Annotated in this window: 14 protein-coding genes; 10 read left to right on the top strand and 4 right to left on the bottom strand. The window is 56.5% G+C overall.

Going from position 1 to position 19,730, the window contains the following annotated elements:
• Positions 1–340: 340 nt before the first annotated feature.
• The 7 genes from NZ823_11045 to NZ823_11015 all read left to right on the top strand — a co-directional run bounded on the left by NZ823_11045 (position 341) and on the right by NZ823_11015 (position 13,239).
• A complete protein-coding gene (locus tag NZ823_11045) occupies positions 341–2,980 on the top strand; it encodes a glucosidase (GenBank protein ID MCS6805660.1) in 2,640 nt (879 codons plus the stop codon).
• Positions 2,981–3,192: 212 nt separating this feature from the next.
• Positions 3,193–4,911 (top strand): bifunctional transaldolase/phosoglucose isomerase, encoded by a 1,719-nt coding sequence (locus NZ823_11040; GenBank protein ID MCS6805659.1) that lies wholly within the window; start codon positions 3,193–3,195, stop codon positions 4,909–4,911.
• A 152-nt stretch (positions 4,912–5,063) separates the two neighbouring features.
• Complete coding sequence (gene gnd / locus NZ823_11035) at positions 5,064–6,047, top strand: decarboxylating 6-phosphogluconate dehydrogenase (protein ID MCS6805658.1); 984 nt, start codon at positions 5,064–5,066, stop codon at positions 6,045–6,047.
• 1 nt (position 6,048) lies between these two features.
• Entirely contained in the window at positions 6,049–7,572 is a 1,524-nt protein-coding gene (zwf, locus tag NZ823_11030) for a glucose-6-phosphate dehydrogenase (protein MCS6805657.1), read from the top strand.
• A gap of 489 nt (positions 7,573–8,061) precedes the next feature.
• On the top strand, positions 8,062–9,060 hold the full coding sequence (locus NZ823_11025) for a glucokinase (protein MCS6805656.1): 999 nt from the start codon (positions 8,062–8,064) through the stop codon (positions 9,058–9,060).
• Between the two features lie 66 nt (positions 9,061–9,126).
• On the top strand, positions 9,127–9,933 hold the full coding sequence (gene pgl / locus NZ823_11020; protein MCS6805655.1) for a 6-phosphogluconolactonase: 807 nt from the start codon (positions 9,127–9,129) through the stop codon (positions 9,931–9,933).
• Positions 9,934–10,983: 1,050 nt separating this feature from the next.
• Positions 10,984–13,239: an amylo-alpha-1,6-glucosidase gene (locus NZ823_11015; GenBank protein ID MCS6805654.1), complete on the top strand. Its 2,256-nt coding sequence runs from the start codon at positions 10,984–10,986 to the stop codon at positions 13,237–13,239.
• Positions 13,240–13,442: 203 nt separating this feature from the next.
• On the opposite strand, the gene NZ823_11010 is transcribed toward NZ823_11015, so the two are convergent.
• From NZ823_11010 to NZ823_10995, 4 genes are all read right to left on the bottom strand, one after another.
• A complete protein-coding gene (locus NZ823_11010; protein MCS6805653.1) occupies positions 13,443–13,664 on the bottom strand; it encodes a hypothetical protein in 222 nt (73 codons plus the stop codon).
• Positions 13,665–13,668: 4 nt separating this feature from the next.
• Entirely contained in the window at positions 13,669–14,373 is a 705-nt protein-coding gene (locus tag NZ823_11005) for an ABC transporter ATP-binding protein (protein ID MCS6805652.1), read from the bottom strand.
• 12 nt (positions 14,374–14,385) lie between these two features.
• On the bottom strand, positions 14,386–15,501 hold the full coding sequence (locus NZ823_11000) for an ABC transporter permease (protein MCS6805651.1): 1,116 nt from the start codon (positions 15,499–15,501) through the stop codon (positions 14,386–14,388).
• A 120-nt stretch (positions 15,502–15,621) separates the two neighbouring features.
• On the bottom strand, positions 15,622–16,566 hold the full coding sequence (locus NZ823_10995; protein ID MCS6805650.1) for a hypothetical protein: 945 nt from the start codon (positions 16,564–16,566) through the stop codon (positions 15,622–15,624).
• A gap of 167 nt (positions 16,567–16,733) precedes the next feature.
• Between NZ823_10995 and coaE the strand changes: the two genes are divergently transcribed.
• The 3 genes from coaE to NZ823_10980 form a co-directional block, all read left to right on the top strand.
• Complete coding sequence (coaE, locus tag NZ823_10990; GenBank protein MCS6805649.1) at positions 16,734–17,354, top strand: dephospho-CoA kinase; 621 nt, start codon at positions 16,734–16,736, stop codon at positions 17,352–17,354.
• A 3-nt stretch (positions 17,355–17,357) separates the two neighbouring features.
• On the top strand, positions 17,358–18,956 hold the full coding sequence (locus NZ823_10985; protein MCS6805648.1) for a peptide ABC transporter substrate-binding protein: 1,599 nt from the start codon (positions 17,358–17,360) through the stop codon (positions 18,954–18,956).
• A gap of 16 nt (positions 18,957–18,972) precedes the next feature.
• On the top strand, positions 18,973–19,730 hold a 758-nt coding region (locus NZ823_10980; GenBank protein ID MCS6805647.1), incomplete at its 3' end, for an ABC transporter permease.

Raw genomic sequence — 19,730 nt, 5'->3', positions numbered from 1 at the left:
GCAGCTTTGGCCGGAAAGCGGTCACCCGTCACCGCACGCCAAAACTGCCCGTCCCCCAAAATCTCCCAGAACGTTTGTCCACCTACTTAGAGACGCTTAATCTCATCCCGAACTCGACCGAGACGAGTTGATCACTGACTGCTCGTTCGCCATCCGCGTCATGATCCGCCTCCATCCAACGACGTGAAAACAACACGAAATCGAATCCAAAACAACGAGCCGAACAACCGTCGTGTCATGATCCGCCTCATGCCAACGACCGACGATTCAAGTTGAATTATGTTGCTCAGTAGCATAAAACTATGGGTCGTTGCCACAAAGCCGGACACGAGGTGCCGCCATGAATCATGAACAGCGCCGATTAGCCGAGTCACGTCAGCGCGTCAAACACTGGAAACGATGGGGACCTTATTTAAGCGAGCGGCAGTGGGGCACAGTCCGTGAAGACTATAGCCCGGATGGCTCAGCGTGGGACTTCTTCCCTCATGAGCATGCGCGCTCGCGAACGTATCGCTGGGGCGAAGATGGTATCGGCGGCATCTCAGATCGTCACCAGCGTATCTGTTTCGCGCTGGCTCTTTGGAATGGTAACGACCCATTCCTGAAAGAGCGCCTGTTCGGACTGACCGGCCCGCAGGGCAACCACGGCGAGGATGTCAAAGAGTATTACTTCTATCTGGATTCCACGCCGACGCATTCATACATGAAATTTCTCTACAAGTATCCACAAGCGGCATTCCCATATCAGCGGTTGATCGAGGAGAATCAACGGCGCAGCAAGCATGAGCTTGAATTTGAATTGCTCGACACAGGTGTTTTTAATGAGGACCGCTATTTCGACATCTTTGTGGAATACGCTAAAGCTGATGTTGAAGACATTCTCGTGCAGATTGAGGTCATCAATCGCGGGCCAGAAGCGGCGCACCTGGACCTGCTGCCGACGATCTGGTTCCGCAATACATGGTCATTTGGGCTGGAAGCACAACGGCCACAGTTGCGTCAAGGCGCTGCCACCAATACTGCCAACGTGATTGAACTCGACCATCATGTGTATGGTCGCCGCTGGTTATACTGCGATGGGCTGCCCGCGTTGCTGTTCACGGAAAATGAAACGAACAAGCAACGATTCGGGTGGGGCCAGAATGAAACGCCGTATGTCAAAGACAGCATCAATGATTACATCGTGCACGGCGCGCAAGAGGCTGTGAATCCTGACCGGGTCGGCACGAAAGCCGCAGCGCATTATCCTCTGCTGATCGGCCCCGGCCAGCGTGTAAGCAGACGACTCCGATTCACCAACGTGGCGCTGGATAACGAGGCGTTCGCCGATTTTGAGCAGACGCTGGCCGAGCGCCGGCGCGAAGCGGATGAGTTTTACCGAGGCATCATTCCAGAGCAGCTTTCTGATGATGCCAAGAACGTCATGCGTCAGGCATTTGGTGGATTGCTCTGGAGCAAGCAATTTTATTATTACGACATCCATCGCTGGCTCAACGGCGATCCCGGCCAACCGCTGCCGCCGCCGCAACGCCTAAAAGGACGCAATCATGAGTGGACGCACCTGTACAACGACGACGTGATCTCCATGCCCGACAAATGGGAATATCCCTGGTATGCCGTCTGGGACCTGGCGTTTCATTGCGTAGCGTTGGCGCTCGTTGATCCCGATCTTGCCAAAGAACAACTCATCTTGATGCTGCGTGAGTGGTACATGCACCCGAACGGTCAGATTCCCGCCTACGAGTGGGCGCTGGGCGACGTCAATCCACCGGTGCACGCGTGGGCGGCGTGGCGCGTCTACAAAATCGAAAAGAAGCGCAGCGGCCATGCCGATCGCCGATTCCTTGAGCGCGTCTTTCATAAGCTGCTGCTCAACTTCACGTGGTGGGTTAACCGAAAAGATGCGGAAGGCAAAAACGTCTTTCAGGGCGGCTTCCTTGGCCTGGATAACATCGGCGTCTTCGACCGGAGTAAGCCGTTGCCGACGGGCGGGCACCTGGAGCAGTCGGACGCCACAAGCTGGATGGGCATGTATTGCCTCAATATGCTGGCCATTGCTATGGAACTGGCCAAAGAAGACCCAGCCTATGAAGACGTGGCCAGCAAATTTTTCGAGCATTTCGTCTATATTTGCCGAGCAATGAACAACATTGCTGGTGAAGGCATCCGGCTGTGGGACGAACAGGACGGATTCTTCTATGACGTGTTGCACTTGAAGGATGGCGCCAACTTCCCGCTCAAAGTGCGTTCGATGGTTGGCTTGATTCCGCTGTTTGCCGTTGAGACGCTGGATGCCGATCAATTGGAGCGGCTGCCCGGCTTTCTTCGTCGCATGGAGTGGTTCATTAACAACCGCCCAGAGTTCGGCGAGTATGTCGAATCAGAGATGCGGGACGGGCGATGCACCCGTCGGTTTCTTTCATTGGTCAACCGTCAGCGATTGCGCAGTGTCTTGCGCTATATGCTGGATGAAAACGAATTCCTATCGCCTTACGGCATTCGCGCGCTCTCCCGCTTTCACAAAGACCACCCGTACGTGCTCAACGTGAACGGCGCGGAATACCGTGTTGATTACGAGCCGGCTGAATCGAGCACAGGCTTGTTTGGCGGCAACTCCAACTGGCGCGGCCCGGTGTGGATGCCGGTCAATTACTTGATCATCGAATCGCTGCAAAAATTCCACTACTTCCTCGGCGACGACTACACGGTTGAATTCCCTACTGGTTCTGGCCGGATGTTGAACCTGTGGGAGATTGCGGCTGAGCTGTCGCGCCGAGTGACACACATTTTTTTGCGAGGCGCCGACGGGCGACGACCGGTCTATGGCGGCACAGAGAAATTTCAACACGATCCGCATTGGCGCGACCTGATTCTGTTCTACGAATACTTCCATGGTGACAACGGCGCGGGCATCGGCGCCAGCCATCAAACCGGCTGGACCGCGCTGGTCGCTAAACTCCTACAACAAAGCGGCGAGTGATACGAAAGCGCTCAGCGCGTCGCCGCCAAAACAACCGAGAGGCGGACAGTGAACATGAGGCCGGAGCACTTGGTTGAATCATCCACCGCAGCAGGCGGCATTCATGAAAATGGCCTCAGGCTCAAGCGTCTCTCTGTTACAGATGGTCTCCCGTAAGCTATACTACAGGCTCGCTTGGCGTCGTCACCAATGCGGCGCCAACAGGGGTAGGCATGATTCCATTGAAAACATCGGACGATGAGCTGCTGATGCAGATCAACGCCACGCTTGCCCAGTGGCACGCCAGTAACAACGTGCAGCGTCTCTGGTCGCGCGATGCAACACTGTGGACAGGCGCTGATGAAGCCAGTTGGCTGGGCTGGTTGGAGATTGTCAAGGAGCAGCTCGAGCAGGATGAGCATCTGAGGGCTATCGCTGACGAGATCAGGCAGGCTGGATTCTCACACGCGCTATTGCTCGGCATGGGCGGATCGAGCTTGTGCCCAGAGGTGTTGAAGACGACGTTTGGGACAATTGACGGTTTCCCCGAATTGTTTGTGCTCGATTCAACCGATCCAGCGCAGATCAACACATTCGAGCGGAAGGTGGACCTTGCTCACACGCTGTTCATCATATCGAGCAAATCAGGCACGACGCTCGAACCGAATATCTTGAAACAATACTTTTTCGAGCGCGTCAAACAAGTCGTCGGCGCCCAGCGGGTCGGCCAGCAATTCCTCGCCATCACCGATCCTGGCTCGGCGCTTCATCGCGTCGCTGAAGCCGACGGATTTCGTCACATCTTGTTCGGTGTGCCCAGTATCGGCGGTCGCTTCTCTGCCCTGTCCAATTTCGGCATGGCGCCGGCCGCCATCATGGGGATCAACACGCAGCAGTTGCTGCGTCGCGCTGAGATGATGGTGAGAGCCTGCTCGCCGGATAGACCGGCGCCAGAGAATCCCGGTGTTGTGTTAGGCGCGATTCTAGGCGTGCTGGCCAATCATGGGCGAAACAAAGTGACGATAATCGCCTCGCCGGCCATCCGAAGCCTTGGCGCGTGGCTGGAACAGTTGCTCGCTGAGTCCACAGGCAAAGCGGGTCGAGGACTGATTCCGGTGGACGGTGAACCGATCGGTCAGGCCGATGTGTACGGAGACGATCGTCTGTTCATCTACGTGCGTTTGGAAGCAGCGCCCGACGCCACACAGGATGCGGCGATTGATCTGCTCGAAGCAGCCGGCCAGCCTGTCGTCCGACTCTCGATGACTGAGCCGATGGAGATCGGCCAAGAATTTTTCCGCTGGGAAATGGCCACAGCGGTCGCTGGCTCGATCATGGGCATTCACCCGTTCAATCAACCTGATGTGGAAGCCAGCAAAGTCGAGACACGCAACCTGACGGCCGCTTACGAACAGGCTGGGTCGCTGCCGCCTGAAACGCCGATTCTACAAGAAGACGGGATCAAACTCTTCGCTGACGAAGCGAACGCTGCGGCGCTGGCTCAAGCGGCAGGCCATGAGCAATCACTGGTTGGTTACTTGCGCGCGCACCTGCGGCGAATCGGCGCGGGCGATTATTTCGCGCTGCTCGCTTATATCGAGATGAATGAGGCACACGAGCACGAACTTCAGAAGATGCGCCGATTGGTGCGCGACGCCACACGCGCGGCCACCTGCCTGGGCTTCGGCCCGCGGTTCTTGCACTCTACGGGTCAAGTCTACAAAGGGGGACCCAATACCGGCGTATTTTTGCAGATCACAGCCGACGATGCTGTTGACTTGCCTGTGCCCGGTCAGGCGTACACATTTGGCGTGGTGAAGGCGGCGCAAGCGCGCGGCGACTTTCAGGTCTTAGCTCAACGAGGTCGGCGCCTGTTGCGCGTCCACTTGAGCGCAGACACCGAGGCTGGCCTGGCCATGTTGCGTGAGGCCACTGCCGCTGCAACACGCTAGAGGCACACGCAGCGTGCGGAACCGACACGCGTTCTGCGAGGAGTTAGTCATGTCGCTGGCAACAACACCCGGAAACGATGACAAGCACCGATTGACTGATTGAAAATCTGCTGATCAGTGAATCTGTGCCTGCTCTTTGGGAGGAGTGAACAATGCAACTTGGAATGGTCGGACTTGGCCGAATGGGAGCTAACATGGTGCGACGATTGATGCGTGGCGGGCATCAGTGCGTCGTATTTGATCGAAATCTTGAACACGTCAATCAGCTCAGCAGCGAAGGGGCGACCGGCGCTTCATCGCTCGATGAGCTGGTCGAGGCGCTGGACAGGCCGCGAGCCGTGTGGATCATGGTGCCGGCAGGCGAGCCGACGGAGCAAACCGTCATGGCGCTGGCCGAGCGGTTGAGCGCCGACGACATCATCATTGACGGAGGAAATTCCTATTTTAAGGACGATGTGCGACGAGCCAAAATCCTACGGGAAAAAGGCATCCGTTACATTGATGTCGGCACCAGCGGCGGCGTCTGGGGATTGGAGCGCGGCTATTGCCTGATGATTGGCGGTGATCCGCAGGTGGTGCAACACCTGGACCCGATCTTCAAAACGCTCGCCCCAGGTCGTGGCGACATTCCACGAACGCCCGGACGAGAACGCACTGGCGGCACGGCAGAAGAAGGTTATTTGCACTGCGGCCCCAACGGCGCTGGTCACTTCGTCAAGATGATCCACAACGGCATTGAGTACGGATTGATGCAAGCTTACGCCGAAGGCCTGGACATCTTGAAGAACGCTGCCTCTGATCAATTGCCCGAAGAGATCCGCTATGAGTTCAATCTGGCCGATATTGTCGAGCTATGGCGACGCGGCAGTGTGATCGGTTCATGGCTGCTGGACTTGACGGCCATCGCCCTGTTGGAAGACCCGGCGCTCTCCAACTATACAGGCTATGTGCAGGACTCGGGCGAAGGCCGCTGGACGATTATGGCCGCCATCGAGCAGGCCGTTCCGGCTGACGTGCTCTCGGCATCGTTGTACACACGCTTCCGTTCGCGGCAGGAACACACGTTTGCTGAGAAAGTCTTGTCAGCGATGCGCCATCAGTTCGGCGGGCATGTGGAGCGCCCCACAGGAGCATGATATGACCGACGCAAGTGACACGTATCAGCAGGCACAAACGGCCGACCCGTGCGTCATGGTCATCTTTGGCGCTTCCGGCGATCTGACCCGACGCAAACTCTTACCGGCGCTTTACAACCTGGCGCAACACAAGTTGCTGGCCAACGAATTCGCCATCATCGGCGTGGCGCGACGCGCGATGAGTCATGAGCAGTTTCGCGCAAAGATGACCGCCGAGATTCAGCAGTTTGCCACCAGTCCGGTTGACGCCACGCTGTGGGACTGGTTCACGCAACGCCTCTACTACTTGGCCGGCGACATTCAACTGCCGGAGACGTATCAACAGCTCAAGAGCCTGCTGGCCGAGGTGGATCAGGCGCATGGCACGCACGGCAACTATCTTTACTATCTGGCGACGGCTCCTGAATTCTTCTCCACTGTTATTGAACAATTGGGCGCTGCCGGCTTGACTCACGAAGAAACGGGTTGGTGGCGTCGCGTGATCATCGAAAAACCGTTCGGATACGACCTGGAGTCAGCCCGCGCTCTCAATCAAGCGATTGGCCGGGTGCTCCAGGAACGCCAGATTTACCGCATTGATCATTATCTGGGCAAAGAGACAGTGCAAAACATCATGGTCTTTCGTTTTGCCAATGGATTGTTTGAGCCGGTTTGGAACCGCCGCTATGTAGACCATGTTCAGATCACAGCCGCCGAAGATTTGGGCGTCGGCAATCGTGGCGGCTATTACGACACGGCCGGCGCGCTACGTGACATGGTGCCCAACCACCTGTTTCAATTGGTCACGCTCACGGCGATGGAGCCGCCCATCTCGTTTGAAGCCGACGCGGTGCGCGATGAACAGGTCAAGATTCTACAGGCGATCCAGCCGCTCTCACCAGAAGACGTGCTGACCAACACAGTGCGCGGCCAATATGGCAGTGGCATCGTTGCAGGAGAGCAGGTGCCAGCGTATCGCGCTGAACCGGACATCGCGCCGCAATCAACAACAGAAACGTTCGTCGCCTTGAAACTGCATGTGGATAATTGGCGCTGGGCCGGCGTGCCGTTCTATCTGCGAACCGGTAAGCGATTGGCCAAACGCGTCACTGAGATCACGATTCAATTCAAACGAGCGCCCTTTGTCTTATTCCGTCAAACGCCGGTGGAGAAGCTCACGCCGAATCTGCTGGTGCTGCGTATCCACCCAGAGGAAACGATCTCGTTGCGCTTCAGCGCCAAAGTGCCAGGACCACTGGTGCGGCTCGATAACGTGGATATGCAGTTCAACTATCAGGATCGCTTCGGCACGGCTGCCAGCACGGGGTACGAGCGATTACTCTATGATTGCATGCTCGGCGACGCCACTCTTTTTCAACGCGCTGACATGGTTGAAGCCGGCTGGCGGGTGATTACGCCGATCATTGATGTATGGAAGGCGTTACCACCGCGTAGCTTCCCCAACTATACCGCTGGCACATGGGGACCGAAAGAGGCAGACGAATTGTTAGCCCGCGATGGACGAACATGGCGAGTCAGTCTCTAACGAATAAATCATCAACTTCCTCTTTGGCCCTGTAGTGCTGATGCGCCCGTTGGCACTCCCAAAGGAATCATCCCTATGCGATGGCACGCCACGAAGCATGAAAATGGTTATTTTCGAAAGAGCAGTCGGCCACAGATTGCACCGATTGTCACCGAGAGAACCATCGGTGTGAATCTATGAAATCTGTGGCTATTTTCAAAGGAGTTGTTCATGTTGTGTGGACGACGCCCAGAAACGATGGAAAACGCCACAGGCAGGAATGCCTGTGCCACTTTTTTCAGAGGAGTTGTTCATGTCGTCCGGACGACGCCCAGAAACGATGAAAAACGCCACAGGCAGGAATGCCTGTGCCACTTTTTCTGAGGAGTGTTGGAACATTGAGATTTTGGGGTTTGAACTTTTTTCGGATTTGGTGCTTCGGATTTCGGATTTTTCCGTTCGCTTCGTTGGTGTGTTTGGTGGGCTATTCTTCAGAGGAGGTCACGAACGATGATCCTAGCCGGTGACATTGGCGGCACTCATACCAGACTCGCGTTGTGCGAATTGACGCAGGGTCGTCCCAGATTGACGGCGGTGGAAATCTATCAGAGTAGCCAGTACGAAACGCTCAGCGCCATCATAAGCGAATTCCTACGAGATAAACGACATCGGATTGACGCAGCGTGTTTCGGCATCGCCGGGCCGGTTCGACAGGGACGTAGTGAATTATCCAACCTCAACTGGACGGTCGAGGCCATCCAACTGAGTCTACAGATCGGCGTGGAAAAGGTCGAGTTGATCAATGACCTGGAAGCAAATGCCTATGGCCTGGCGCTGCTTGCGCCTGATGACCTGCGGACGTTACAGCAAGGAGAGGCCGAAGCCGGCGGCCATGCCGCGTTGATCGCTGCCGGCACCGGCCTTGGCGAAGCCGGCCTCTACTGGGACGGCGCTGACTACCGGCCACTGCCCTCTGAAGGCGGTCATGTGGATTTTGCGCCGCGCAATCAACTGGAAGTTGAGTTAGTGCTCTACCTGATGGAACGATTTGACCACGTCAGCTACGAACGAGTGCTATCAGGACCGGGCTTGATCAACATTTACAAATTCCTACGTGACACGGGACGAGGCGATGAACCCGCCTGGTTGATCGAACCGGTTAACAGCGGCAATGCCGCCGCTATCTCGCAAGCCGCGATGGAAGGCCGTTGCCCGTTGTGCGCACAGGCGCTCGATCTTTTCGTCTCGATTTACGGCGCGGAAGCCGGCAACCTGGCTCTGAAGTTCTTGGCCACTGGCGGCGTCTACGTTGGTGGCGGCATCGCCCCGAAGATCATCGGGAAACTGCAAGACGGAACGTTCCTCAACGCCTTCACGGCGAAAGGACGGCTCACGCCGTTGATGCAAATGATTCCCGTTCGCGTCATTCTCAACGATCGGACGGCGTTGCTGGGCGCCGCTCGACGCGCAGCGATGCTAATTCAAAAACCTGATGACGAGCTGGCGTGATGGAACTGCCTGGCTGCGTCTGCCTGCCCGTCGCGCTTCTCGTTCATACCATCATGATGACCGGACATGACCTCAATCAACCGTGAAATCCGCATTGTCCAGAATGCAACGCAACTCGCTCGCGTAGCCGCAGCGGCATTTGCCACGCTGGCCGAACAAACGGTGGCCGCGAAAGGGTCGTTCAGCGTTGCGCTGGCCGGCGGTTCAACGCCGAAAGCGATGTTCGCGTTGCTGGCTGATGCATCCGAAAAGTTTCGCGCGCGTGTGCCCTGGAGCCACATTCATTTCTTTTGGAGCGACGAACGCCACGTTCCGCCTGATCATGCGGAGAGCAACTACCGCATGGCCGCTGAAACGCTCCTATCGCGTGTGCCCGTCCCACCGGAACATATCCACCGCATTCGTAGCGAACGAGCGGATGCCAGCCAAGCTGCTCAAGAGTATGAACTGGAGCTGCGCGACTTCTTCAAGCTTGAGGCCGGACAATGGCCGCGCTTCGACCTGGCGTTACTCGGCATGGGCGCTGACGGGCATACAGCCTCGCTCTTTCCCGGCACGACGGCGCTTCATGAGCAGGCGCGGTTGGCTGTGGCCGTCTGGGTTCAAATGCTACAAACGTATCGCATCACGCTCACGCCACCGGTCTTCAATCATGCAGCGCGCGTGATTTTTATGGTCAGCGGCCAGGAAAAAGCCGAAACGCTTCGTCGTGTGCTGGAAGGGGAATATCAACCGGAGCGTTGGCCCTCTCAATTGATTGCGCCTCAGCAGGGTCATTTGCTATGGCTCATAGATCAAGCGGCTGCCAGGCTGCTTTCGCCACATTTGCGTTCGGCATTCGCAAGTGACTCACTGAGCTGCGCCGGTCAGTAAGGCGCGCATCGAGGATTGTCTTAGGCCACACTGCGCTGGCTGGGCGCGTTTTTGGTCAAACAGCGTCAGCGTTAAACCACCTTAGCGGTTTGCACATGGATTGGCAGTGCCCACATAGTCGGCATTGAAATTGGTAACAGAAAAAACGGGAAGTCAGAAGTCAGAAATGCGCATTATACGGGATGTGGCCTCAATTGGAAGTGAAGTCAGGAGCCAGAAGTCAGAAGTCAGGAGCCAGAAGTCAGCAGCCAGGACCCAGGGTCATAATACCAATAGCTTGGAGAAAGGCCATGCTTGATGGGAAGTTTGGTGAAGCAAGAAGAGCAGCAGAACGTCTCAAGCAGCCGTCTCCGATGTTCTGATGGCCTATGAAGTTCTCATGCTACGCTCGTTTCTGTTAAGCCGCGCCAGCGGCGCATGCGAAGGTAGCCAGACGTGCAACGTCTGGAACGGAAAACGTCCAAGCTCAGTCAAGGCAATTCGATCCCTACAACAACAAGCGTGCAACATCTGGAACGGAAAACGTCCAAGCTCAGCGTGCGCCGGAGGCGCAAACAGCAGGTAGCCAGACGTGCAACGTCTGGGAAAGCAGGTCAAACAATCGTGGCGCGTTGCAGACGCGCCCAGATGTGCGCCTCCGTGGCCAGCGATTGAACAGCGTAAACGAGCCGGTGAGAGAACGAAGTGGCGCCTGTTGAAGGCGCGAAGGATTGGGATGACACTCGCCCAGACGTTGTACGTCTAACTACCCGCCGGTTCGCGGCTGCTGCCGCCCAAGTAAATGCTGAGTGAAGATCGCAGATTGCTACATGAGTTATGTCGTTGCGAGTGATTATTTGTGGGGGCGCCGAAGTAAAGGCCGAGTGAAGATCACACACTGCCGCTCAGTCAGTTCAGGCCTGGCCATGCTGTTGGCCCCACAAACGCGGTCTTTCCCTCAGCAATCGGTATTATCCCCAAGTCATGTCCTGTGTAGCAGCCATGAGTCGGCTCACCGGTACGCTTGAAATCGGCCAAGTCAAGTGGCTATGCTACCGGCGGAGGGAAATCATGATCCATCTTGATGAAGAGATTTGCACCGATCTGAGAGCGTCGTCTACCCGCGAATGGCTAGAGACCAACGGACTGGGTGGATTCGCCTCATCAACCATCATCAACCTTCATACCCGGCGATACCACGGCATGCTGATAGCCGCGACTCAACCACCTGTCGGACGCATGGTGCTGGTTTCAAAGCTGGAAGATACGCTGATCATCAATGGATGGCGATTCGAGCTTTCCACCAATCAATATCATCCCGGCGTAATCTACCCGGAGGGCTACCACTACCTGAAGCAGTTTCGCCTTGATCCGTTCCCCGTATTCACCTACGTCGTTGATGGGATCGAGCTGGAAAAATCAGTCTTCATGGTGCACGGGCACAATACCACTGTTGTGCAATACCGGCTTCGTCGAACTGAGCGCCTGACGGAGGCTGACTCATCAAGAATGCCGCCTGTCTTCTTAGAAGTCCGTCCACTGCTGGCGTGCCGCGATTATCACAGCACGATTCGTCAAAATTCCGCATTGAATCCTTATGTTCAGACGGAGCCGGGGTTGGCCATCATGACGCCCTATGCCGGCCTGCCCACTCTCTACATCGCACACGACGCTGAGACGATTGAAGCGACCGGCTACTGGTATCGGGCGTTCCAATATCGCGTTGATAGAGAACGCGGCTTCCAGGACGATGAAGATTTGTATAACCCGTTCGTTCTCAGCTTTGATATGACGCATCGGGCGGAGGCGGCCATTATTGTCTCAACTGAACGTGTGGCCGCCAATCAGGCTGAGGCGTATCGTCAGGCCGAGATTGATCGGCGCCGGGCATTGGTCGCAGCGGCGCCTTTTGATGATGAGCTGGTTCGTACACTGGTGGCAGCCGCCGATCAATTCATTGTAGCGCGAGGTGATGGTCATACGGTGATTGCCGGCTACCACTGGTTTACCGATTGGGGCCGCGATACGATGATCGCGCTGCCCGGACTGACGCTGGTGACAGGTCGGGCAGACATCGCCAAAAACATATTGCTTGAATTTGCTCGGTATGTTGACCACGGCATGTTGCCAAACCGGTTCCCCGACAGTGGTGGAGCGCCTGAATACAACTCGGTAGATGCCGCTCTGTGGTTTTTTCAAGCTGTTCATGCTTGGCTCAAGTACACGAATGATCGCGAATTTGTGAAGACCACGCTTTATCCCGTGCTCACCGAGATCATCGCTTGGCACGAGCGCGGCACACGCTATCAGATTCGCGTTGATGCAGACGGGCTACTGTCACTCAATGATCCAACAGTGCAACTGACTTGGATGGATGCCAAAGTCGGCGATTTTGTGGTGACGCCCCGCCACGGAAAGCCCGTTGAAATCCAAGCGCTCTGGTACAACGCGCTCCGTATGATGGAGCATTTGGCGCACGAATTTGGCGACATTGAAGCGGCGATCAAATACGAAGCGATGGCCAACCGCGCCAAGAAAAGTTTTAATCAGCTTTTCTGGAATGCTGAAGCGGGATGTTTGTATGATGTTGTTGACGGCGAGCGTCGCGACGCGAGCATCCGACCCAACCAACTCCTGGCGGTGAGCCTGCCGTACTCGATGCTCTCGCGTGAAAAGAGCAAAGCAGTTGTCAAAGTGGTCGAACGTGAACTCTTGACTCCTTATGGCCTGCGGAGCCTGGCCATTAGCGATCCTGCATATCGCGGACGCTACGAAGGCGAGTCTCACCACCGCGATCTGGCTTATCATCGAGGAACCGTTTGGGCCTGGTTGATGGGACCGTTCGTCACCGCTTACGTCAAAGCTCACCGTAGGACCAAGAGAAGCCGCCAATGGGGCGCTCGGTTTTTCAACGGTTTTCGCTGGCACCTGTACGAAGCGGGCGTTGGGCAGATTTCGGAAATCTTCGATGGCAATGCCCCACACACGCCGCGCGGCTGCATTGCACAAGCATGGAGCGTCGGTGAACTGTTGCGGGCGATAGTGGAGGATGTAGGCAAACTAATATTGGTCAAGCGAGCTCGTAAACGAGCTACACCGAAGCCGAAGGCTCGCGCAGCAGCTCATTCAGCAGCCAGTTCAAAGGCGAAATCATCCAAGCCAGCCGCTCGCGCAGCAGCTCAATCAGCAGCCACTTCAAAGACCAAGTCATCGGTTAACCGCTCGCGTGCTAGAGGTGTTCAAGTCGCCAGTGACGACGCAGGAGAAATGAGGAGAATAGAGCACGGGCGGAAGCCTGTGCCGCATTCTCAAGGGAATCGCCCATGAGCTCCGCGCTCGTCGCACACAATAAAGAGGACTCACACGCAGACACGGAGGGCACGGAGAGGCTCTCAGTTGGCCGGTCTTTGTGTTCTTAGTGGCTCCGTGAGGAAATGATTTTCACAGGAATCGCCCATGAGCTGCGCGCTCGCCACGAAGGATGAAGGTGGCGCACAGGCGGGAACGCCTGTGCCACTTTTTCTGAGGAGTCAGTCTTGAGTGAGCGCTGAAGCGGGAGCGGTCGGCGAGTTCGATTGCGTCGCCGGCGGCTCCAACCAATGGCGAAGCGGTTCCGGCGGCGGCGTGAAGCATGAACTGGGCGTGAGGAAGATAAAAGCCAGGATCAGAATGCACAGAAGTTCATATTGCCAGGAGCCGCGCTGATACGACCATAACAGGATGTTTTTGAGCACGGAGAACAAGTAGGACATAGGCTCAACCCACAATTTTGCCGTCTCGCATGTGCAGCGTGCGGTCGGCGATGGCTGCTGCTTCTGGATTGTGCGTGATCATCATGATGGTTTGGTGGAATTGACGGTTTAGGTCCTTCAGCAGTCGTAAGACGATCTGGGAATTGTCCGAGTCGAGGTTGCCCGTCGGCTCATCAGCCAGTAAGATGGCTGGCCGATTGATCACGGCGCGAGCCAAAGCGACGCGTTGCTGTTCGCCGCCGCTCAGTTGCGTGGGTTTATGATTGATCTTCGTGTCCAATCCAAGCAGTTTGAGAATCTCGGCGCGTCGCGCGGCATGCTCAGCGCGATCACGACCGTTGTAGCCGTAGATTCGCTCAGCCAGCCGCAGATTCCCTTCCACAGTCAATGTGGGGAAGAGATTGAACCGCTGAAAGACGAATCCGATTTTCTGACGGCGCAATTCAGTGCGCTCGGCATCGCTCATGGCCGAGAGTTCATGGCCGTCCACAAAGACCTGCCCTCGCGTTGGCGTGAGCATTCCACCGATAATGTGGAGCAATGTTGATTTGCCACAGCCGGATGGCCCCATGACGGCGACGAATTCACCGTCGAAGACTTCCAGGTCTACACCGCGAAGCGCGTGCACCGAGACGCTTCCCATCGGATAGTGCATTTCCAAGCCGATGGTCTTCAAGATCGCTTTTCGCTGGCCTTGGTCGTGGCTCATTGGTCCTCGCGTTTACTCATACGAAAGAGCTTTGACAGGGTCTTGACGGGCTGCACGCACAGCCGGATACAGCGCACCGAGCGCGCCTCCCAGCAGCGCGATGAGCAGCGCCATCAACAACCAGTTCAGTTCAAATTTGATCAGAAGTGTAGTGTAGGTGGTGATTCCAAAACGGGTCAAGAGCGCCAGCAGAAACCCGACCACAGCGCCCAATCCGCTGATCAACAACGCTTCCTGCTCGATCACCCGCAAGATAAATCCTTTGGAGGCGCCTAACGACTTGAGCACGCCGATGTCGCGCGTTCGTTCCATCACCGCTGTATACATGGCGAGTAAAATCACCAACGCGCTGATCACCATCGCCAACCCCATTACCACACGCAAAAACACGGGCAGGCCGGGAAAGCTGTTTTCATAATAGTTGGGAATATCACGAGCCAGAACGACGCGATTGCCGGGAATGCGCTCGTTGATGCCCAGCGCGACGGCATCCTGATCGTCAGGATTAGCGCACTTGACCAGGATGGTCGAACATTTATCGGGCGTGCCCAGCAACTGTTGCATCACGTTCAATCGAATCTTCAGACGAGCGCCGCTGGGCGGTTCGTAGATGCCGGCGACGCGAAACTCGCGGTCAAACAGCCGCACGATGGAGCCGGGCGCTAATTGGCGCGTCGTTGCATGCTGACGATCAATCAGAATCTCGTCGTCGCGCCGCAGCTCATCGCCTTGAACAATGCGAATGCCGCTGATCTGAGCATAACTGGCATAGTCTGCTGTCGGCTCGGTGACAATGCCCTCAACGACTTCAAACCCAATGCCGCCGGCGCCGCTGCGCAAGAATCGTCCGACCGGCGTGACCGTCTGCACCCCTTCGACCTGATTGAGCAATCGGCAATAGGCAACAGGCAACGTCATGGGGGAAGTGGCCATGCCACCAAATCCACCTGGCGACTGAAACAGAATTTCGGCGCCCACATTGCGCTCGCGCTGCCCGGCATCATACAAAATGCCACGCGCCAGCCCGACTGTCATGACGATCAAGACGAATCCCACCGCCACACCCAGTATGCTGGCGATGGTTCGTGTCGGACGTTGCGTCAGATTGGCCAGAACTAAGCTCTGCACGTTCTTCTCCGGCTGGTGATTCGGCGGTCAGTAGCCCCGGCTGAAGCGTCTGGCGTGAAATCGCAGATACACCCAACAGAGCAACCGATGAATATCAGGCGTGACGCCGGCCAGACGGGTCTACAGATTGGCATAGCTGTCCAGGTCAATCGTCTCCACATCATCACCCCACTCGGTCGGTTTCTCTAATGTGAAAGCCCGCTCCGGGACCTCTACGTTCAGTTGCACGGTCGGCGCGTCCAGGCGCAACCAAGCTGAATACTGATCGCGCGGGCGATGAATATGAATCGAAGTCGGGATGAGTAAAGCGCTGGCCTCGGGACGAATCGGATCGCTGAAGCTGATGTCAGCCACTAACTCGCCGGTTGGGGCAAATGCCTGCTGACGCACCAATCGTTGTTCACCGGTTCGATCAAACCAATACTTATGCCGCAACCGATAAAACGAACCGGCTTCTTGTTGAATCACATCGAGCACCCAATAGGTTTTGATGACACGCTGGCCGCGCGGCGCATTCGGGCGTAGATCAGGCTCCTCACGTTGGACTTCTTCTTTGACCACCACGGTTGTTGGGTCATGCAAATCAATCGCTGGAAAGAGCAACGCCTCGGTGAAATGCTCAGGCCGCAGACGGGCAAATCCACCGGCCTGTTGTCGCCGTTCTTTGGCTTGTGGGCTGAGCGACAAATGATCATACTGGCGACCATTCGTTCCCCTGATAAACATGCGGTACTTGTCCGGATGAATGATGACGCTAAAGCGGTGACCATCGGACGCCACTTCGGCAATGTTAGTTTTGACCACAGGCGCTTGAATGAGCAAGCGAATCTTGCCAGGCCGCGCCAACACGAGCCGTCCTTCAGCAGCGCGATACAGCCGGCTCAATCCCTGATCCACCTGCTGATTATTCTGGAATTGCACGGCGAGCCGAGCCGTCATCGTTTGGAGCCGCTGATATTCATTGAGCGAAGCGACCAGGTCCTGAACCGTCGCATCCCACACAGGAGGCAGCAGAATCGGCACCTGCACACTCCTTGACACACAACCGGCAGTGAGCCAGACCATACTGACCATCATGAGTGTGAACAGGCGCCGTAGCATCAGGCAGCAACCCTATATGAAAAATGCACGGTCATAAAAACGAACCAAATTAACCAAACAGGGGGGCTTTGTCAATGAAGTTGCCAGCGCACAACGCCTATGATAGTTTTTCTGAATATTGAGGATGCATTATGCTGAAAGTTGGACTGACCGGCGGCATCGCGACGGGAAAAAGTCACGTCTTGTCTTTGTTCAAAGCGTTGGGTTGTCACGTCATTGACGCTGACCAAATCGCGCGGCAAGTGGTCGCGCCCGGCCAGCCGGCGCTGAACGAGCTGGTTAACGAATTCGGTCCGCAGATACTGGACGCAACAGGTCATCTGGATCGCGCTTATCTAGCCAATCTCGTCTTTCAGGATGAACAAAAACGAGAGCAACTAAACGCCATCGTTCACCCACGCGTGATTCAAGAAATTGCGCGACAGTATAGCGCCTATGAACAGAGCGACCCAAACGGCATCGTCATCGTTGACGGAGCGCTCATCATCGAAACCGGCCTTCATACCACATTTGATGTGTTGATTGTGACCGACTGCGATCCACAGCAACAACTGAACCGACTTGTCGCCCGCGATCGGCTCAGCGAGGAAGCGGCCCTCAATCGCATCCGCGCGCAAATGCCAGCGGCAGAAAAGAAGAAGCACGCCGACTTCGTCATTGATACATCAGGCTCATTTGAAAACACCCGCCGGCAGGTTGAGCAGGTGTACCAGGCGCTCCGAGCCAAAGCCTCAACTCAGCAAGGAGCCTAACCCATGTCAGCACGAGCATGGCTACCGATCCGTTGTCTGGCGCTGATCGTTGGGCTACTTCTTGGGTTATCCGCGTGCAATCGCCCGGATGCGCCAGTGGCCGGTCAACATCTGCGCATCGCGCTGGGAGCCAATCCGAGCACGCTCGATCCGCATCGGGCTACCAGCACAGCCGATGAAGCGATTGTGGCTAACTTGTTTGTTGGATTGACTGAGTATGATCCTCGCTCGGTGGCCCCCGTGCCTGAACTGGCCGAACGATGGCAGATGAGCGACGACGCGACCACCTTCACCTTTTATCTGCGACGTGACGCCCGATGGAGCAACGGCGATCCGGTGACGGCGCATGATTTCGTCTATGCATGGCGACGCATCCTGGACCCGGCTACTGCCTCCGAATATGCTTCGATGCTCTATCCGATCCGTCACGCCCGGGCTGTCCATCAGGGACGCCTCAGCAGTGCGAGCCTCGGCGTCGAAGCCCTGGATGAACACACGTTGCGGGTCACGATGGAACGACCGACAGCCTACTTCTTGCAGTTGACATCACACTGGGCGTTTCGTCTGGTTCATCGTCCGACCGTTGAACGATGGGGCGACCAATGGACCAAACCCGAACATCTCGTGGTGAACGGCCCATTCCTGCTGGCAGAATGGAAACCCAATGAGACGCTCACGCTGAAAAAGAATCCGACATACTGGGACGCTGACTACGTCAAGCTTGAGCAGGCCACATTCTACCTGAGCGAAGATACCACCGCGCTACTGAATCTTTATCGCGTCGGAGAGATTGACACCATGGTGAGCGGCCTACTGCCGGTTCAGCAAATTCCTTTACTCCGTCAACAGGACGACTATGTCAGCGGCCCATTCCTCTCGCTCTATCATTACCTGCTAAATGTGACCAAGCCACCGCTGAGCCGTCTGGAGGTTCGGCAGGCGCTCAACCTCAGTTTGAATCGCCCACAGATATGCCATCGCGTGTTACAGGCCGGTCAACAACCAGCCAGTGGTTTGACGCCGGGCGATTTCGGCGGACAATATCCACGTCCGCCGGGACCTTCATTCGACCTGCCGGCAGCGAAAGAGCTGATGAGCAAAGCTGGCTACCCAGAAGGGCGCGGGCTACGGCTCCGGTTGATCTTCAGTTCGCTGGACGTTCATCGTCAACTTGCCGAGGCTGCCCAGGCCCAGTGGCGCGCGGCGTTTCCGCACATCCAGATCGAGTTGGCCAGCATGGAATGGCAAGTCTTCCGACAAGCGCGTCAGCAACGCGATTTCGATCTGGCTATGCGACACTGGATCGCCGATTACAATGACCCGTATAACTTTTTGGAACTCATGCTCACAAACAATAGCAACAATCAAACGGGCTGGAGCAATCCCAACTATGATCAACTGATCGAACAAGCCAATGCGACCAGTGTGCCCAATCAGCGCTTCTACCTGCTGGCTCAAGCGGAGCGTCTGCTGCTCGAGGAGCTGCCTTTCATTCCAATTTACGAAGGCGTGACGTTTTTCCTCAGCAAGCCTTACGTTCAAGGTTGGCACACGAATCTATTGGACAAGCATCCGCTGAAATTTGTGCGGATAGCCAAGTGAGCACTTGTCCGGCGATATGCTTGCGTTCATGCTCAAGCGCGCGGCGATCATCCCGCCGTTGTTGATGATTATCATTACGGTCAGCTTCTTCCTCATCCGGTTTGCGCCGGGCAGCCCGCTGGCCCGCGAGCGAGCGGTGCCGGCGGAAGTGCGCGCTTCGCTTGAGCGGTATTACGGACTGGACCAGCCCTGGCATATTCAGTACACGAATTACCTGCGCCGATTGGCGCAGTTTGACCTGGGGCCCTCGTACAAAATCCCGACGGTCACCGTTGACGAGCTGATTGCGCGAAGTTGGCCTATTTCGGCGCAACTTGGTCTCTCAGCTTATGCCTTGGCTCTGTTGGTTGGTATTCCACTGGGCGTGCTGGCCGCTGCTCACCACCGTTCGCTCTGGGACGTGGGGTTGAGAAGCATAGCCCTTCTGGGCATGAGTCTGCCAACCTTCGTGATCGGTCCGCTGCTCATTTTGCTGTTCAGCGTGACGCTTCTGTGGCTACCGCCGGCTGGCTGGGGAGACGCGCGTCATCAGATTTTGCCAGCGATCACGCTGGCTGCCCCCTATGTGGCCTATATCGCCCGGCTGACGCGCAGCGGCGTGCTGGACGCCCTCGCACAAGAGCACATCCGCGTCGCCCGCGCTAAAGGTGTGCGCAACTCGGCTGTGCTGTGGCGACATGCCCTGCGCATCGGGATACTGCCGGTCGTCTCGTTTAGCGGCCCGGCGCTTGCCTTCCTGCTGACGGGCACCGTTGTTGTCGAGCGAATCTTCGC

The sequence above is a fragment of the Blastocatellia bacterium genome, assembly GCA_025054955.1.
GTDB lineage: Bacteria > Acidobacteriota > Blastocatellia > HR10 > J050 > JANWZE01.
This window is presented reverse-complemented; position numbering and strand designations above follow the sequence as displayed.

What these genes read in the sequence shown, in the direction of transcription:
- zwf (MCS6805657.1), top strand. Translation starts at nt 6,049, where the DNA reads ATGACCGACGCAAGTGACACGTATCAGCAGGCACAAACGGCCGACCCG.
- NZ823_10995 (MCS6805650.1), bottom strand. Translation starts at nt 16,566, where the DNA reads ATGGTCTGGCTCACTGCCGGTTGTGTGTCAAGGAGTGTGCAGGTGCCG.
- gnd (MCS6805658.1), top strand. Translation starts at nt 5,064, where the DNA reads ATGCAACTTGGAATGGTCGGACTTGGCCGAATGGGAGCTAACATGGTG.
- NZ823_11005 (MCS6805652.1), bottom strand. Translation starts at nt 14,373, where the DNA reads ATGAGCCACGACCAAGGCCAGCGAAAAGCGATCTTGAAGACCATCGGC.
- NZ823_11025 (MCS6805656.1), top strand. Translation starts at nt 8,062, where the DNA reads ATGATCCTAGCCGGTGACATTGGCGGCACTCATACCAGACTCGCGTTG.
- NZ823_11015 (MCS6805654.1), top strand. Translation starts at nt 10,984, where the DNA reads ATGATCCATCTTGATGAAGAGATTTGCACCGATCTGAGAGCGTCGTCT.
- NZ823_11045 (MCS6805660.1), top strand. Translation starts at nt 341, where the DNA reads ATGAATCATGAACAGCGCCGATTAGCCGAGTCACGTCAGCGCGTCAAA.
- pgl (MCS6805655.1), top strand. Translation starts at nt 9,127, where the DNA reads ATGACCTCAATCAACCGTGAAATCCGCATTGTCCAGAATGCAACGCAA.
- NZ823_10985 (MCS6805648.1), top strand. Translation starts at nt 17,358, where the DNA reads ATGTCAGCACGAGCATGGCTACCGATCCGTTGTCTGGCGCTGATCGTT.
- coaE (MCS6805649.1), top strand. Translation starts at nt 16,734, where the DNA reads ATGCTGAAAGTTGGACTGACCGGCGGCATCGCGACGGGAAAAAGTCAC.
- NZ823_11040 (MCS6805659.1), top strand. Translation starts at nt 3,193, where the DNA reads ATGATTCCATTGAAAACATCGGACGATGAGCTGCTGATGCAGATCAAC.
- NZ823_11010 (MCS6805653.1), bottom strand. Translation starts at nt 13,664, where the DNA reads ATGTCCTACTTGTTCTCCGTGCTCAAAAACATCCTGTTATGGTCGTAT.